The following is a 16,333-nucleotide window of genomic DNA, read 5'->3' on the forward strand; positions in this document are numbered from 1 at the left end:
ATAATGTTGAACTAAAATTAATGAGAGTATGAAGAAATTAATTGTTATGTGCATGCTGGCAATTATCAGCATGAGTGCATTTGCACAGACTCAGCAAGGACAATCGTCTTTCGGTTTTAATCTTGGTTATGGGTTTAATGAGAATGGAAATGCGTTGTTGGGGTTGGATTATCGTTATAATCTGACGGATGAGGTTCGTTTGGCTCCGTCTTTGTCTTATTTTGTGAAAGATGATGGTTTGAGTGCCTGGGCTATCGACGTGAATGCCCACTATGTCTTCAAATTGAGCGATATGTTCGGTTTCTATCCGTTGGCAGGTCTTGACCTTTCGTTCTGGAAAGTAAGTCTGGGAAATAGTGCAAGTCTGAATAAGACTCGTTTAGGAGCCAATATCGGTTTAGGAGGTGAAGTATATGCAACCGATCAGTTGAGTGTCGGTTTGGAATTCAAATATAATATACTCAAATCCTGGGGAGACCTGAGATTATCTCAGCCACTTCTGGCCCTTCGCATCGGATATAATTTCTGACAGATTATTTTTACAATAAAAAACAGAAAAGGGGATGAGCAGAAATGTTTATCCCCTTTTTTTGTTTATATTTGCGAGTGTTGTTTTTCAAACGGAGTTTGTCACTTAAATTTAATCTGAATGAAAATATTCCAGCAAGAAATATCGGAGAGTCACCGCAATGTTGTCAAAGGACAGCAGATGGCTAAAATATTACCTTCCTATGCATGGTTTGTACTGGGCGAAAATGGTGCGGATGAGTCGTTAATCTTCTACCAAAACGGAACTTTTGTAATCACTCAGAATAACGAAGAGAAGAAAGGTTTATGGCAATACAACTCCACTCTCCAAACGCTCTACATGAGACGGGACGACAACATAAGCGCTTTGCATCCTTTTTTCCGGAACAACGAAGTGCTGGTTCTGAAATTACATCAGGAAGATGCTTATCTGTTTTTGATAAAATCCGAATGCGTGAATAAATTCGATTACCATGTGCTGGAAGATTTTAATACCTATGCCGAACGATGGGAAAGTGCCCAGATAGCCAAAGGTAAAAAGGAGAAATTCTGGGAAGAATTGAAAGAACAACGTACGCCGATAGACCGGAAACCAGTTAAAGCGAAAAAAGAAAAGGAATTTTTCCTTGAAGAACGACCTGCCCGTACACCCGAAGAATGGTTAAAAAGAGAGGAAATGTTAAAGCAAAACTTCGAGTATAAGAAGCAGCAATATAAAAAAAAGTTTGAAGCTCAAATGGCTCGGAAGCTGCGTGAGCGGGAAAGAGAAATAGAAATTGACTTCATGCATAGGATGGCTGCGCAGGAGGCCAAATTTCAGGAACTGCTGGTGAGGCAGAGACGCGAAGCTCAAACTGAATTGTCTCGGTTGAAAAAGAAAGAGAATAGCCAGAAATCACAAGAAGGACTGGAATCGTCAACAAAAGAAGGGATAATCAACGAAATAATGGAAAAATGGTTTTATTATCAGAAAAACAAATCAGTTCGCATATCCCGGGAAATGGAAAAAATACTCGCTAAAGATAAGGGGTATAAAAAAGTCCACAGGGCCGTCAGGTATGCGTTTGGCTTTTTTATCGCTTCTCCATTTTTTATATTATTATTAACGGTTTTCTTATGTATTGGGGTACCTGAAGGTTATATAACGGATATTGTTATAACAGGCGGTATGGGAGCTGTTTTGGTTGGGGGGATGGCCTATTTTGCGTATCAGGAGTTCTGTTTATCTGAAGAAGAATATAAAAGACGTTTTAAGGAAGAACTGCAAAGAGAGTGTGATGAGTCTTTTTTAAAAAGTTTGAGGTGAAAAATGCTTTCGTATGCTGCGCCGCCGTTTTGCACCTTTGAAAAATGCTTTCGCATGCTGCGCCGCCGTTTTATACCCTTGCAAAATGCTTTCGCATGCTGCGCCGCCGTTTTACACCCTTGCAAAATGCTTTCGCATGCTGCGCCGCCGTTTTACACCCTTGCAAAATGCTTTCGCATGCTGCGCCGCCATTTTACACCCTTGCAAAGTGCTTTCGCACGCTGCGCCGCCATTTTGCATGCCAATATGGACTTTTTTTTCAAGGTGTCATTGATTTTCAGTTTGAGACCCCTATTTTGTAAATAAATATACCTATCTTTCGTCCATCAACCAATAAAAAATATAATTATGGGAACCTATTTGAAATTTGCAGATCCATTGATGACTCGTTTCAACAACGCCGAGTACCTCAGTTTTCTCCGCCGTTTCCGTGCCCTCCTTCCATTTCCGGAGCAGGGTGGCGACCGACCCGAAATCGAAAGCCTTAGCGTCAATGAATCGAACGGTGTCCCTGCATTGGGCGTTTCGGCCGCTCAACTGACTGTCCTCGACGCAGTGATCGACCAACTTACCGATCTGAACAACCAGAGCCGTATCAGCCAGGAAACTGAAACGTTGAACGACACTGACAAACAACGCGACAACGTTGCCGTCTATGCTTTGAACCGGATAAACAATTCCGCAACCCTGCCACTCCAGGCAGAACAGGAAGCCGGAAAGTTTCTGCGGAACGTAGTGAAACCATATACCGGAATCGCACGCCTCCCGCTCAATCAGGAAACAGAAACGATCAAAGGACTCCTGGTCGATCTGAGAAAACCTGAAAATGCATCTGCCGTACAGGCTTTGAGCCTGACCCCTTATTTGAATGAACTGGAACGTTTGAATAATCTATACGAATCACTGGTGGCCCAACGCGCTGCCGAACGTCTGGCTAGTAGTGTAGACAACAGCAAGATCGTGCGTGCCCAAGGTGATGATATTTATGACGATATAACCTCGCTGGCTTTTGCCTGGAGCCTGGCGAATCCTTCGGACGAAGCTACTGCTTTTATCCGCAATGTCAACGCTCTGATATCCGATGCGCAGACAGCCTATAACCAGCGTATGGGACAGAAGAAAAAGAAGGAAAGCGACCGGCCGGAAATTGAATAAACTGGGTAAGGTTGCGGTTAAGCCCGTTTTTACAACGGCTGCCGCAACCTTCTTTTTTTATTCTGTTTCATTACCACTTCAGATAATCCTCGAAAGTAACCTTTTCGAAGTTCGGAATCACTTCATATACTTTATCCTTTAATGATTCTTCCGGGTTGGTGGTGCTCAGGCCGATCACCCGCATGCCGGCAGCCGTTCCCGCTTGTATGCCGGCAAATGAATCCTCAAAAACGAGGCAGTCGGCAGGGGAGACACCCAGGTCGTCTGCGGCCAGTAGGTAACACATCGGATCAGGTTTCCCCTTAGTGATGCGGTCGGCGGTCACGACTGTGTCGAATATATTTTCCAGGTGATGTAATTTGAATGCACGTTCCACCTTCGCATTGTCCGAGCTTGTGACTAATCCCATCTGTACACCGTTCTTTTTCAATAAGTGCAGAAATTCCAGGGAGCCGGGCATGGCGGGCAAGGGCATCGTGCTTTCGTATTCGGTCGATTCATTAATAACCATCCGGCGGAATTCTTCCGTACGGTCGGAAAAATACTTTTCCATGATGTAGGGGAGTGTTGTGCCTTTGATAACAGCAGCGAAGTTGTCGATACCTGTCCCGTAACGTTCACCTGCCTCATTCCAGAAAATATCGTAAATGGGTTCAGTGTCGACTATCACGCCGTCAAAGTCAAAGAGAGCCGTTTTAAATTTCATAAAAATACCTTTATTGATTACATTTTGCACACAAAGATAAGGCTATTCTTTGAAAAAGATTCTATCTGTTGTAAAATAGCAACACTTTTGCTGTGCATTTATGAATAATATTTTATCTTTGTGCTCGTACACATGTGTTAGTTGACAGACCAGTAAAACAATTTTCTTATTTATAATACCTAAAAGAAAAACAGAATGAAAACATCTTTGAAGTTAGCAGCCCTGTCCCTCGCGCTGCTTTGTTCCTGTCAGTCGAATGACGGCTGGCAAAAGTTATTCAATGGTAAAGACCTTACCGGTTTCAAGCAATTGAACGGCGAAGCGCCCTACCGGGTGGAAGACGGCTGCCTGGTCGGAACTTCGGTGACGGGCCAGCCGAACAGCTTTATGGCTACCGAACAGGAGTATGGCGATTTTATCCTGGAATTTGAAGCCCTCTGCGACCCGGCATTGAACTCCGGTGTGCAGTTCCGCAGCGAAAGCCGTCCGGATTACCAGAACGGGCGTGTGCATGGCTACCAATGCGAAATGGACCCTTCCGACAGAGCATGGAGCGGAGGCGTTTACGACGAGGCACGCCGTGGTTGGCTGGTGACGCTCGTCGATAACAAACCGGGACAAGCCGCCTACAAAAAGACAGATTGGAATAAATTCCGTATCGAAGCGATCGGCAACAATATCCGCATCTGGCTGAACGGCGTGAACACCGCCAATCTCTATGACGACGAAACAGCCAAAGGCTTTATCGCATTCCAGGTGCATGGCATCGGAAAGAATACCGATCTGGAAGGAAAAGAAATCAAATGGCGTAATATCCGTATAAAGACGGAGAACCTGGAAGCCGAGCGCATGCAGGGCACATTAGCTCCGGAAGTGAACCGCGTCCCCAACTACCTGACGGATGCTGAAAAAGCGGACGGATGGAACCTCCTGTTCGACGGACAGACAACTACAGGCTGGCGTGGCGCCCATAAAGAGGCCTTCCCGGATCATGGCTGGAAAGTGGAAGACGGACAGTTGATCGTCTTGAAATCCGGTGGCGGCGAGTCTACCAACGGAGGTGATATCGTGACCGATAAAGAATATGCAGCATTCGAGTTAAGCCTGGAATTTAAAATCACTCCGGGAGCAAACAGCGGAATCAAATATTTCGTGACGGAAGCAGAAAAACCTAGCGGCTCCGCCTATGGCCTCGAATACCAGATATTAGATGACAAACTGCATCCGGATGCCAAACTCTACACAACGACTCCCGGCAGCCGCACCCTGGCAAGCCTTTACGACATGATGCCGGCCGGTAACAAACGTTTCAACGGTGTGGGCAACTGGAACCAGGCTGTCCTGAAAGTATTCCCCAATAACCATGTGGAACATTGGCTGAACGGCTTTAAAACATTGGAATACGATCGTGGTTCGGATGCTTTCCGCGAATTGGTGAAAGGTAGTAAATATGCTGCCCCGTCTTATAACGAGGCAGGACGTTTCGGTGAAGCTCCCCAGGGACATATCCTGTTACAGGATCATGGCGACGAAGTTGCTTTCCGCAGTATCAAAATCAAAGAATTAAAATAATCTTATTTTACACGGAGGAAGCTACACAGGACAACCGGGCGGCGCACTTCGTGGATGATACGTTCAGAGGAGGTCAATATATTAAAAGTATATTGGCCTTCGTAATTTTTAAGGACAACCTCCAGGTCGCTGGAAGTTGCAAAGAAAAATCCTTCTTCCGGCATCTCCTGTTCGAAATTGTGGAAGCGGTTGCCGAGATAGAAATTAAGCCCGTACAGGTTCCTGTATTTCTTGAGATTATTCATAACGAACATATTGTTCTCATTTAGCGGATATTCTTTCATTACCTTTTCCGCAAAAGGACGGGCAGAACCATCCTGGCGGATACCCCGCATGATAACCCCGTCGATCAGTAAATTGATCGTAAAACTCAGGGCGATTGTCGCATACAGGATCTTGATGTTTATCTTTTTGAACATCTGGTAAAGCACCGTCAGCAGCGCCACCAAAACGACGATAACAATGCAAACCGTCAGTCCGTAACTGAAAGAAAATATGTTGCTGACAGCTTCGACCTGTGCCAGGGTAGAGGTACGGCTTGTGTACTGTGAAGCAATAGCCACGGGGTCGATAACACCGATCATCGTCAATCCGATGGCAATCAGTACCACGGTAGTGACCGATGCCAGGAAGGCTGCGAAGATACGGGTTACCTTTGTCCTGTATTCCGTGATATAGATGGCGTATTGTGCCAGGAATATTGCGATGAACGGATAAGCCGGCATCAGGTATACGCTTCTCTTGCTGGAAGGGATACTATAAAAGAAGATGATGCAAACCAATGCTACCAGGCTGAACAGTTTTTCCTTTTCCATGGAAAGAATATTATTCCAGCTGTCTTTCAGCACTTGTTTGAACGATCCTTTTTTTCTCTGCCAATTCAAACCGAAGAGGGAGAAGAAAAAGAAGATGGTCCAGGGAATAAATCCGGCAGCCAGCGTCATAAAGTTATACCATACGCCATTCTCGTGTCCCAGGTCATAATTGATATCGGGCGTATTGAGATGGAAGAAACGTCCGAAGTTCTCGGCAAGTACGACATCGAGAAATTTATCCCCTCCCTGTTTCCAGGCTGCGATATACCACAGCAGAGGCAGGAACAGAGACGAAACGCCGATATAAAGCAGTGCCTTGAAAATTGTCAGCAGGCTGTATTTACGGAGCATCAGCAGATAAGCACCGAACACGAATAGAGGCAAAATAACTCCTACAGGCCCTTTAGTCAGAACCGCACACCCCAGCAATACCGGGATAATAACCGGCAGACCTTTCAACTCCAGTTGGTCTTCCCATCGGAACAACTGATAGAGGCCGATGACAATGAATGTCGTCAGTAGCATATCGACACGGGTAGTCATCGCCGCTCTGTGCATTTCAATGCATGTGAGTAGTAGGAGAGTAGCTATAAACGCCTGCTGGAATTTTATCCTCCGCCCGAAAAACATGAGCGTGCATCCCATCAGGCAGATAAAAGCGATTGTAGACGGCAGGCGAGAGGTAAACTCCGATACATATCCCTGCGGATAAGAGAAAGCAGCCATCAGCCAGTGTGCCATCGGCGGCTTATAGGCAAATTCGTTGGCATAAACCTGGGGTAATATCCAATTGCCTGATTCAAGCATGGATATGGCAACTGATGCTTCACGCGGCTCTCCTTTGGTGGAGAAATCACCCAGGCCGATCCAGGGAAGCACGGAGATTATACAGATTATAATAACCATTGTTACCGGCTTTTGCAGGTAGAGATATTGTAATGTCGGTGTACGCATATTCTTTTTGTAAGAGGACTAAACCAGTTAATGTCGTTATATCAGTTTGCAAAAGAACGATTTTTTGCGGACTTTTTCCTCATTTTTGATAACTTTTTATGTCCCTAAAGATTCTTTGATGGAAGAACGTATGACTTCCGCATCCTCTTTGTTTTCTTTCAGAATGGAAAGAACGAAGTTTAAATAACTCTCCTTGTTGCTGATACCGCAGAAGTTGCATACACGGCTTTGCGGCAGCATCCCTTTTTGATTATACACACGAAGGATATTCTTGTAATCTCCCGTTTCGATGTACTGGTTGAATTTATCTTTTATCCCATTGTATATTTCATCGACATGGACGTTGTAACGGATGCTTTCCACATGCTCGGTCAGTTGTTCGACGGTCGTTATCTTGCGGTCGACCGCTGTTTCCAGTTTCTTGCGGACGCGGTGTTTGGCATGCAGGATAACCTGGCTTTCGAGGTCCTTCTCGAAGAGTTTGACTACATTTTCCTTTACCTGGGTAAATACGGTATCGGGATCTTTCATCATACGGCGTGCCACGGTACGTATCACGGGTTCGAGCATCAGCAGGTTTTCCACTTCGGCTACGTCGGGAACGAAGATATGCTGGTCATGCAGATAGTCTATCTCTCCCTGTGTACGGCGGTCGCGGTCTACGATCCCCATGGATTCCAGCGTATGGAAGTCCTGTAACTGCCGGAAAGCCTTTGTCGTTTCGATCACCTTCTGGCAGCCACCCATCGGCTTGACCATATAATCGGGGAAGATCAGCGGATAGAGGCGGTTGTCGATACTGTTGGAGTCGGTCCCTTCGATGAACAGGATCGGCTTGCGGCTCCCAAGGATATCTATATATACTTCTTCGGGAAGGCTGTCGCTGTTTTCTATCAGTTGGTAGTCCCAGACATGGGCGTCGGCATTGTAGTCCCTGATCCATATCCGTTTGCCTTCCGGACGAGAGGTGGCGAAGTCGATATCGTGCGTCAGATAAACGAATGTGCAGTCGGGACGCATAGCTTCGATCTCATCCCAAAGCAGGTTCTTGATCGAGTTGTGAAGCAGTATTTCCGGTTCTTCGATCACCAGCAGTTCGTTGGGACGGGCACAGAGTACGGCGCCTATCAGGTAGAAGACGATCTTTTCGCCGTCGCTCATTCTGCCGGCCGTATAAGAATCGCCGTCGCGGCTGGTGGAAGCCAGTTCAATAAAGCCGGACTTCCTGACCAGGCGGTTATGCGGGAACATTTTCTCCCAGATGGCCTGTATGCGGTCTATTTTGGTAATGGGCGGTTCCAGGTCCGGGGTCAGCTTGCAGGCTTCCTTATAGTTTACCGCCGCCTCAAATTCTTCGCTTTGCAGGTGGAGGATTAGTTTTTCGTATTCTGAAAGGCGGGGCATGAAGATGCGTTCCGCTATCATCGATTGCAGGCGTGCCAGTTCATTACCTTCGACAGGCACAGGTTCTTCACTGCTGATAAACAGGGAGTGCATGCCGGATATCTTTTTACTGTTGTCGGAGTAACGCTCCAGCAGATCTCTGCCGAACGAACTTTTGCCGGCACCATTTGCCCCGATAACGACAAGCACGTTTGTGTCGAGCACGATCGTTTCGGAGGCATTCAACTTGGAAGGGAGAGTGAGTTCCATACAGGTACTGATTTATTTTACTCCCAAAGGTAATTAAATTATTCGTATTCTATAGCTTGGGCGATCTTTTTGACGGAGTAAAAAAATCTGTAAATGGCAAACCAATGATTAAGATCAAGGATGTCATTTACAGACTTTTCTTCATATTTATTTTTAGTTATTAAAGTGATAACTGCCCGAACCGATCTCGATTTCCGTATAGGAGGCAGTGTCATTCACCCTCCTGATACCCGATTGGTTGGATTGTTTGATCCGGAACTCTTTCGGTATCCGTACGACGGCTGAGGTGTTGCCGGGGATTGTAATATCCCAGCTGAAAGTACCGTTTTCTTTTTTCCAGGCACTTTTGATCTCTCCGTAGACTGATTCGTAGGAGGCGGAAACGGCATTCAGCCCTTCGGGAAATACCGGAGCCATGATCAGCTTCTTATAAGCGACGGATTCCGGAGCGCATTTGATTCCAGCCAGGTCTTCATAGTACCAGATGATCAGGTCGCCCAGTAACATGACATGGTTGGCGGAATTCATGGCAGGGTCGGCGGTATCTCCGTTCCAGAGTTCCCAGATGGTGGTGGCACCTTTCTTTGCCATGTATCCCCAACTCGGGTAGGTGTCGTTCGTTGCAATCTTCCAGGCTATATCTACCCGGCCGTATTCGGTGAGGCCGCGCATCAGATGCTGGATGCCCAGGACACCGGTACTGACATGGCCGCCGAAGTCTCCCTCCGTTTTCTTGACAATGTTGGCAAACACTTTTTCTTCATATCCTTTTGGAACGAGTCCTAAACGTAATGACAGGATGTTGGCTGTAACCGTATTGTTGCCGTATTGGGCTGTTTCCGGATGGAAATATTTTGCGTTGTAGGCTTCTTTCATCTTTGCTGCCAGTTCCTGATAGGCTGTAATATCGTTTTCCTGTCCGCTTAGCCGGGCAAATTCGCTCATCATATTCAGCAGGCTGTAATACATGGTTGTAGACAGGATAGCACCGTCAGTCTTACGGGCCGGGTCCTGCGAATGAATTAACTCCTGTGATTCCGGGGGCATACACCAGTCACCGTAAGTGTCTTTTACGATGATATAATCCTGCATGGCTGTTTGTTGTATGTGTTGCATCCATCGCTTCATAGACGGGTAATGTCTGATGATGGCACTCTTATCCCCGAACTGGCGGTATAAGAGGTTGGCTACATAGAAATAGGCGGCAGGCCAGGTGACATCGTCGTTGTATATCGTCCAATAACGGGGAGATACGTCGGAGATGCTTCCTTCCGGGCTTTGGGAGTCTTCGATATCCTGCAACCATTTATTATACAGGAGGGCATTGTTGAAGATGAAAGCTTCTCCATATGCTCCGGTTACACGGTCTCCCAGCCATCCGTGACGTTCGTCGCGTTGCGGACAGTCAGTCGGCATGCCCCGGTAATTGCCACGAATACCCCAATAGGCATTTTTATAGATCTGGTTCACCAGAGGGTTGGATGTTTCAAACTTTCCGGTCGTTTTCATTTTGTCATAGATTACTTTTCCGGTAAAGGCGGATAATTCCGGCTTATAATCAAGCCCCGAAATCTCTACAAAACGGAATCCGTGATAGACAAATATCGGTTCCCAGCTGAACTGGCCGTCACGGGCCGGGGTATATATATCGGTTACATTGGCACTACGCAGGTTTGCCAGGTAAAGCGAACCGTCTTCCTTGAGTAATTCAGCAAATTTCATGGTGACTGGTTGATCTTTCTTTCCTTTCAGGCTGACAGCCAACCTGCCGACCATATTTTGTCCCATGTCGATGATATATTTGCCGTCCGGTCTTTCGGTGATGCTGACCGGCTTGATTTCTTCCTGGATACGGAGGTTCGGATTTGACTGTACGGTTAATTTACCGGCGGGAGTTGTCATGACATCTGCCGTGAGCCATTTAGAGTCGTCGAAACCATTTTTGTTCCAACCGCTCAGTTCCAGGCGGGCGTCATATTCTTCGCCGTCAAATTCGTTGTTGGCAATGATCGGGCCTTTGGAGGTTACTTTCCATGAGGTATCGCTGACTATGACGGTTTGCGAGCCGTCGGCATACTCGATTTCCAGTTGTGCAAGCAGGGAGGGCAGCGTTTCCTGCCGGTCTCTCATTGCGAAATAACGACCGTTACCCAAGGCAACGCCTATCGTATTTTTATCTTTTGACAACAGATCCGTCACGTCATATACATTATAGTATACACGGTTAGGATACCAGGATGGTCCGGGCGCGAAAATATCTTCGCTTACAGTTTTTCCATTGATATAGGATTCGGAAAAACCGAGGCCGGAAATGTATAGAACAGCTCTTTGAATCGGTTTATCCGCAACAAACTCTTTGCGGAGATAGCGAGCAGCAAGACGTGTCTTCCCTTCTTTCGTCTCTCCGGGGTTGGAAAGATTGTTTTCGCCGATCCAGGTTGCTTTCCAGTCGGAAGGATTGAGCAAGGTCATCGACCAGGTGTTTATCGGACTCCAGTCCGTTGAGCCTTGATTCGTATTGGCTTTAATACGCCAATAATATTGTTTTCTGGATTGTAACGGATTGCCTCCGTAGGGGATGAGTATGGACTCATCGCTTTTCACTTCACCGCTGTCCCAAAGCAGTTCTTTCCCGTTTTTCAGGTTATCGGGAGATTCGGCAACCTGTATCTGATAGGAGGTCTGCGTGAGATCGGGTGATCCGGAAGAGATTTTCCACATAAAGCGGGGTTGTGATACACCAATGCCTACCGGGTTTTCTTTCATTTCAACCCGAAGATCTTTGATACTGACCGTTTGGCCGGAAGTACATCCTGCCAGTATGATAATCAGGACGGCCAATAAGGGGGAGAAGGTTAATTTCATCTGCATTCGTATTAAGTTAGGTATAGACCGGAATAATATATATTCCTTTAATTCACAAAATTAAGGCTTTGGGTGTAGGCTATAGTTCCAATTTTGACTTTTTTACTTTATAAAATGATACCTTTATATAGGTTGATAAAAAGCGTGTGAAATTTGATATATTTCCCTCCTTCTTTAGTCGGTTTTTCAGTACTTTCCAGTGTAGTAGTGTGTAGACTAATACGTCAAAGAGGACACACCATCACGGCATATCCTCTTGAATAGTTATTGTTTTTTTATTCTATATTGCTTAATAAGCCCGTGCAAACAATACGCGCTGTGCGGAAGGTTTGCCGGTAACCATACACTTACCCGGTGTTTTGTCGCCTTCCAATGGGATACAACGGATAGTTGCTTTGGTTTCGTTCTTGATCTGCTCTTCTGTTTCAGGAGTACCGTCCCAGTGAGCCATGATGAACAGGCCTTCTTCTATTTTTTCTTTGAACTCTTCGTAAGTATCGACAGTTACCGTGCAAGCTGTACGATGATCGAGAGCTTTCTGGAAGATGTTCTGCTGGATTTCTTCCAACAGATTCTGTACGTATTCTTCGATACCGTCGCAAGTGATGGTTTCTTTTTCCAGCGTATCGCGGCGCATTACTTCGATCGTGTTGTTTTCCAGATCGCGTCCACCCATTGCCAGACGTACAGGAACGCCTTTCAGTTCGTATTCAGCAAACTTCCATCCCGGTTTCTTGTTATCTGCATCGTCGTATTTAACGGAGATACCCATCTTTTTCAGTTTGGCTACGATACCGTTTACCTTTTCGCTGATTTGTGCCAACTGTTCTTCGCTGCGATAGATCGGAACGATCACTACCTGGATAGGAGCCAGGTGCGGAGGCAATACCAGACCATTATCATCCGAGTGAGACATGATCAGGGCACCGATCAGACGGGTTGAAACTCCCCATGAAGTAGCCCAGGCATAATCACTCTTGCCTTTTTTGTCGATGAAAGTAACATCGAAAGCCTTACCGAAGTTCTGTCCCAGGAAGTGGGAAGTACCTGCCTGCAAAGCCTTTCCGTCCTGCATCATCGCTTCAATAGTGTAGGTATCCAAAGCGCCTGCGAAACGTTCGCTGGCAGATTTTACACCTTTGATAACCGGCATTGCCATATAGTTTTCAGCAAAGTTTGCATATACTTCCTGCATCTTCTTTGCTTCGATTTCTGCTTCTTCACGGGTAGCGTGAGCCGTGTGACCTTCCTGCCACAGGAATTCTGCGGTACGGAGGAACAGGCGTGTACGCATTTCCCAGCGCATCACGTTTGCCCATTGGTTACATAGGATAGGCAGGTCGCGGTATGACTGAATCCAGTTACGGTATGTGTTCCAGATGATTGTTTCAGAAGTCGGACGAATGATCAGTTCTTCTTCCAGTTTAGCTGCCGGGTCGACAACTACACCTGTACCGTCATGGTTTGTTTTCAGACGATAATGTGTAACAACAGCGCATTCTTTGGCGAAACCTTCCACGTGTTCGGCTTCTTTGCTTAAGAATGATTTCGGGATCAACAGAGGGAAGTAAGCGTTTACGTGTCCTGTTTCCTTGAACATATCGTCGAGGATACGTTGCATCTTCTCCCAAATAGCGTATCCGTAAGGCTTGATAACCATACAGCCACGTACAGCAGAATTTTCTGCCAGATCCGCTTTAATAACCAAATCCTGGTACCACTGAGAGTAGTTTACACTTCTCTTAGTCAGTTCTTTCAGCTCTTTTGCCATTTTCTTTAATTCTATGTTGTTTTCAATGATTTTCGAATAATGTCGGGCAAAGGTACAAAATATTTAGATTGAGTTCCAATATGCAAGACTGATATTAGAATATATTCTGATCCGGGTATAAATTTCCATAGAAGAATGACACTTTCCGAATGATTCTTCCTTCTATGGTAAAAAGTGTTTCTATAGGTAGAAACAAACAAAGGCTGTCACCTTTTCAGGGACAGCCTTGGCGCTTATTTAGATAAGAGTATTTTCTTATTCTTATTTATACGGTTCGCCCTTTACAGCAGCGATACCCGGAAGAACTTTACCTTCGATAGCTTCCAGCAAAGCACCACCACCTGTAGATACATAAGAAACCTGATCTGCGATACCGAACTTGTTAACGCAGGCAACAGAGTCGCCACCACCAACAAGAGAGAATGCACCGTTCTTTGTAGCTTCAACGATAGCGTTACCTACTGCACGTGAACCGTCAGTGAAGTTATCGAATTCGAATACGCCTGTAGGACCGTTCCAAAGGATAGTCTTTGAGTTTTTGATAACGTCAGCGTAGATTTCGATAGTCTTAGGACCGATGTCAAGACCTTCCCATCCGTCAGGAATTTCGTTTACGTCAGCATATTTAGTGTTTGCGTCGTTACTGAAAGCGTCAGCAATCTTAGCGTCTACAGCCAATACCAGGTTTACACCTTTTTCTTTTGCTTTCTTCATCAGGTCAAGAGCCAGATCCAACTTATCGTCTTCAACGATAGAGTTACCGATCTTACCACCCATAGCCTTTGTGAAAGTATAAGTCATACCACCTGTTACGATCAGGTTATCTACCTTACCCAGCAGGTTTTCGATGATTTCGATTTTAGAAGAAACTTTAGAACCACCCATGATAGCAGTGAACGGACGAGTGATGTCGCTCATTACTTTATCGACAGCTTTTACTTCTTTTTCCATCAGGTAACCGAACATCTTGTGGTCAGTATCGAAGTAGTCAGCGATCAACGCTGTAGAAGCGTGAGCACGGTGAGCTGTACCGAATGCATCGTTTACATAGCAGTCTGCATAAGAAGCCAGTCTCTTTGTGAATTCTTTCTGGCTTTCTTTAACGGCTTTCTTGGCAGCTTTCTTTTCATCGTCTGTTGCGTCTTCAGCCAAACCTCTTGGTTTGCCTTCTTCTTCAGCATAGAAACGAAGGTTTTCCAGCAACAATGCTTCGCCCGGTTGCAATGCAGCAGCCTTAGCACCGGCTTCTTCGCCGATACAGTCGTTAGCAAACTGAACTTCTACGCCCAGCAGTTCAGAAACGTGTTTCAGGATATGTTTCAAAGAATATTTATCTGTAACGCCTTTCGGACGGCCCAGGTGTGAACCGATAATTACACTGCCACCGTCTGCCAGGATCTTCTTAAGAGTAGGAAGAGCGGCACGGATACGAGTGTCGTCTGTGATGTTGAAGTTTTCGTCCAATGGAACGTTGAAGTCAACTCTTACAAATGCCTTTTTGCCGGCAAAATTGAAATTGTCAATTGATTGCATAACTCTTGTATTTAAATTTCTGTATAAAATGTCTTTCTTAGCGCTCGCAAACTTACATAAAAATATTTTATTTCAGTGTTACATTTACATAATAATTCGGTCTATTTAGCATCCGAATGACATCTTTTGGTTTTATCTATATATAATGTATAGATGCTGAATAATCTGTTGTCGTAAACAGGAGAGGGCCTTAGGGTAAAAAGATGGGAGATCTTGTGTAATAGATTTTTTTTAACACTTTTAATAATTGCTAATAATCACAGTTTATATATTTGTCACCAGCTAATTAAGTAATCATTTTTGTATACTCTATAAAAATCATTATGAAAATGCAAATTAACTGTTTAAACCTACTATTGGTACTGTTATTGGGTGTTATCCCTTGTAAGATCCACGCTACGGACACAAAAGAGAGCGTGATGTTGTACACTCCCTACACAAAGATTTCTGTTCCACCGGGAGAGTCGATTGATTACAGTGTTGACGTCATCAACAAAAGTGACGAAGTGAAGAATGCGACGATTTCCGTGGAAGGAATGCCCCGGGGATGGAGTTATGAGGTGAAGTCCGGAGGTTTTACAATCAGTCAGTTGTCAGTTCTGCCGGATGAAAAGAAAAATTTCTCTTTAAAGGTCGAAGTGCCGGTGAAGGTGAATAAAGGTACTTATAATTTTACAGTCTCTGCCGACGGAATGGCGAAACTCCCGCTTACGATTACCGTCTCCAAGCAGGGAACTTACCAGACCGATTTCACGACTACACAGCCGAACATGGAGGGAAATTCCAAATCAACATTTACATTCAACGCAACGATTAAGAACCGTACAGCGGAGCAGCAACTCTATGCTTTGACAGCCGATGTACAGCGGGGCTGGAATGTGGTATTCAAGCCGAATTACAAGCAGGCAACATCTGCACAGGTAGAACCTAATGCAACCCAGAATATAACTATCGACGTCACCCCGCCGGCTAATGTTGCAGCAGGAAGTTATAAGATTCCTGTTCATGCCTCTACGGGTTCCACTTCTGCCGATCTGGACCTGGAAGTGGTAGTTACCGGTTCTTATGAAATGGAATTGACTACTCCGAGAGGTTTGCTCAGTTCTGATATTACAGCCGGTGAGACGAAACGGATCGATTTGGTTGTGAAAAATACCGGTTCTGCCGAACTAAAAGATATAGAGCTTTCTGCCAGCAAACCGGTAGACTGGGAGGTTACTTTCGAACCGGCAAAACTGATGAAGCTGGGAGCCGGACAGACTACAAACGTTGTTGCTACGGTAAAGGCTTCTAAAAAAGCACTTCCCGGAGATTATGTAACAAAGATGACAGTCAAGACTCCGGAGGTAAATGCTACAACCGATTTTCGTATTTCCGTAAAAACTCCGATGATATGGGGCTGGGTTGGTGTTCTGATCATTGTTTTGGTATTGGGAGGCGTCTATTATCTGTTCCGCAAATATGGAAGGAGGTAA

At 45.5% G+C, this 16,333-nt stretch carries 11 protein-coding genes; 5 read left to right on the top strand and 6 right to left on the bottom strand.

Going from position 1 to position 16,333, the window contains the following annotated elements:
- The first annotated feature begins 28 nt into the window (after nt 1-28).
- The 3 genes from C825_RS13385 (at nt 29) to C825_RS13395 (ending at nt 2,989) form a co-directional block, all read left to right on the top strand.
- Nucleotides 29-529: an outer membrane beta-barrel protein gene (locus tag C825_RS13385; RefSeq protein ID WP_007656006.1), complete on the top strand. Its 501-nt coding sequence runs from the start codon at nt 29-31 to the stop codon at nt 527-529.
- Nucleotides 530-649: 120 nt separating this feature from the next.
- On the top strand, nt 650-1,834 hold the full coding sequence (locus C825_RS13390; protein ID WP_010802822.1) for a hypothetical protein: 1,185 nt from the start codon (nt 650-652) through the stop codon (nt 1,832-1,834).
- 348 nt (nt 1,835-2,182) lie between these two features.
- Nucleotides 2,183-2,989 carry a DUF6261 family protein gene (locus C825_RS13395; protein ID WP_010802825.1) on the top strand — a complete coding sequence of 269 codons (807 nt, stop codon included), beginning with the start codon at nt 2,183-2,185 and terminating at the stop codon, nt 2,987-2,989.
- Between the two features lie 70 nt (nt 2,990-3,059).
- On the opposite strand, the gene C825_RS13400 is transcribed toward C825_RS13395, so the two are convergent.
- Nucleotides 3,060-3,695, bottom strand: a complete 636-nt coding sequence (locus tag C825_RS13400; protein ID WP_010802826.1) for an HAD family hydrolase — start codon at nt 3,693-3,695, stop codon at nt 3,060-3,062.
- 195 nt (nt 3,696-3,890) lie between these two features.
- Between C825_RS13400 and C825_RS13405 the strand changes: the two genes are divergently transcribed.
- Nucleotides 3,891-5,267 carry a 3-keto-disaccharide hydrolase gene (locus tag C825_RS13405; RefSeq protein ID WP_007656011.1) on the top strand — a complete coding sequence of 459 codons (1,377 nt, stop codon included), beginning with the start codon at nt 3,891-3,893 and terminating at the stop codon, nt 5,265-5,267.
- 2 nt (nt 5,268-5,269) lie between these two features.
- On the opposite strand, the gene C825_RS13410 is transcribed toward C825_RS13405, so the two are convergent.
- From C825_RS13410 to C825_RS13430, 5 genes are all read right to left on the bottom strand, one after another.
- On the bottom strand, nt 5,270-7,036 hold the full coding sequence (locus C825_RS13410; protein ID WP_010802827.1) for an ArnT family glycosyltransferase: 1,767 nt from the start codon (nt 7,034-7,036) through the stop codon (nt 5,270-5,272).
- Nucleotides 7,037-7,132: 96 nt separating this feature from the next.
- On the bottom strand, nt 7,133-8,689 hold the full coding sequence (locus C825_RS13415) for a DUF4435 domain-containing protein (RefSeq protein WP_007656013.1): 1,557 nt from the start codon (nt 8,687-8,689) through the stop codon (nt 7,133-7,135).
- 153 nt (nt 8,690-8,842) lie between these two features.
- On the bottom strand, nt 8,843-11,554 hold the full coding sequence (locus tag C825_RS13420; RefSeq protein WP_010802828.1) for an alpha-L-rhamnosidase: 2,712 nt from the start codon (nt 11,552-11,554) through the stop codon (nt 8,843-8,845).
- A gap of 289 nt (nt 11,555-11,843) precedes the next feature.
- On the bottom strand, nt 11,844-13,325 hold the full coding sequence (gene proS / locus C825_RS13425) for a proline--tRNA ligase (protein ID WP_010802829.1): 1,482 nt from the start codon (nt 13,323-13,325) through the stop codon (nt 11,844-11,846).
- Between the two features lie 261 nt (nt 13,326-13,586).
- Complete coding sequence (locus C825_RS13430; RefSeq protein ID WP_007656041.1) at nt 13,587-14,858, bottom strand: phosphoglycerate kinase; 1,272 nt, start codon at nt 14,856-14,858, stop codon at nt 13,587-13,589.
- 323 nt (nt 14,859-15,181) lie between these two features.
- Between C825_RS13430 and C825_RS13435 the strand changes: the two genes are divergently transcribed.
- Nucleotides 15,182-16,333, top strand: a complete 1,152-nt coding sequence (locus C825_RS13435) for a COG1470 family protein (RefSeq protein ID WP_044214368.1) — start codon at nt 15,182-15,184, stop codon at nt 16,331-16,333.

It is taken from the genome of Parabacteroides sp. ASF519, assembly GCF_000364265.2.
In the GTDB taxonomy this organism is placed as follows: Bacteria; Bacteroidota; Bacteroidia; order Bacteroidales; family Tannerellaceae; genus Parabacteroides; species Parabacteroides goldsteinii.

Excerpts from the sequence above, each read along its gene's own strand:
- C825_RS13410 (WP_010802827.1), bottom strand. The coding sequence starts at position 7,036 with ATGCGTACACCGACATTACAATATCTCTACCTGCAAAAGCCGGTAACA.
- C825_RS13430 (WP_007656041.1), bottom strand. The coding sequence starts at position 14,858 with ATGCAATCAATTGACAATTTCAATTTTGCCGGCAAAAAGGCATTTGTA.
- C825_RS13400 (WP_010802826.1), bottom strand. The coding sequence starts at position 3,695 with ATGAAATTTAAAACGGCTCTCTTTGACTTTGACGGCGTGATAGTCGAC.
- C825_RS13390 (WP_010802822.1), top strand. The coding sequence starts at position 650 with ATGAAAATATTCCAGCAAGAAATATCGGAGAGTCACCGCAATGTTGTC.
- C825_RS13420 (WP_010802828.1), bottom strand. The coding sequence starts at position 11,554 with ATGAAATTAACCTTCTCCCCCTTATTGGCCGTCCTGATTATCATACTG.
- proS (WP_010802829.1), bottom strand. The coding sequence starts at position 13,325 with ATGGCAAAAGAGCTGAAAGAACTGACTAAGAGAAGTGTAAACTACTCT.
- C825_RS13385 (WP_007656006.1), top strand. The coding sequence starts at position 29 with ATGAAGAAATTAATTGTTATGTGCATGCTGGCAATTATCAGCATGAGT.
- C825_RS13435 (WP_044214368.1), top strand. The coding sequence starts at position 15,182 with ATGAAAATGCAAATTAACTGTTTAAACCTACTATTGGTACTGTTATTG.
- C825_RS13395 (WP_010802825.1), top strand. The coding sequence starts at position 2,183 with ATGGGAACCTATTTGAAATTTGCAGATCCATTGATGACTCGTTTCAAC.
- C825_RS13405 (WP_007656011.1), top strand. The coding sequence starts at position 3,891 with ATGAAAACATCTTTGAAGTTAGCAGCCCTGTCCCTCGCGCTGCTTTGT.
- C825_RS13415 (WP_007656013.1), bottom strand. The coding sequence starts at position 8,689 with ATGGAACTCACTCTCCCTTCCAAGTTGAATGCCTCCGAAACGATCGTG.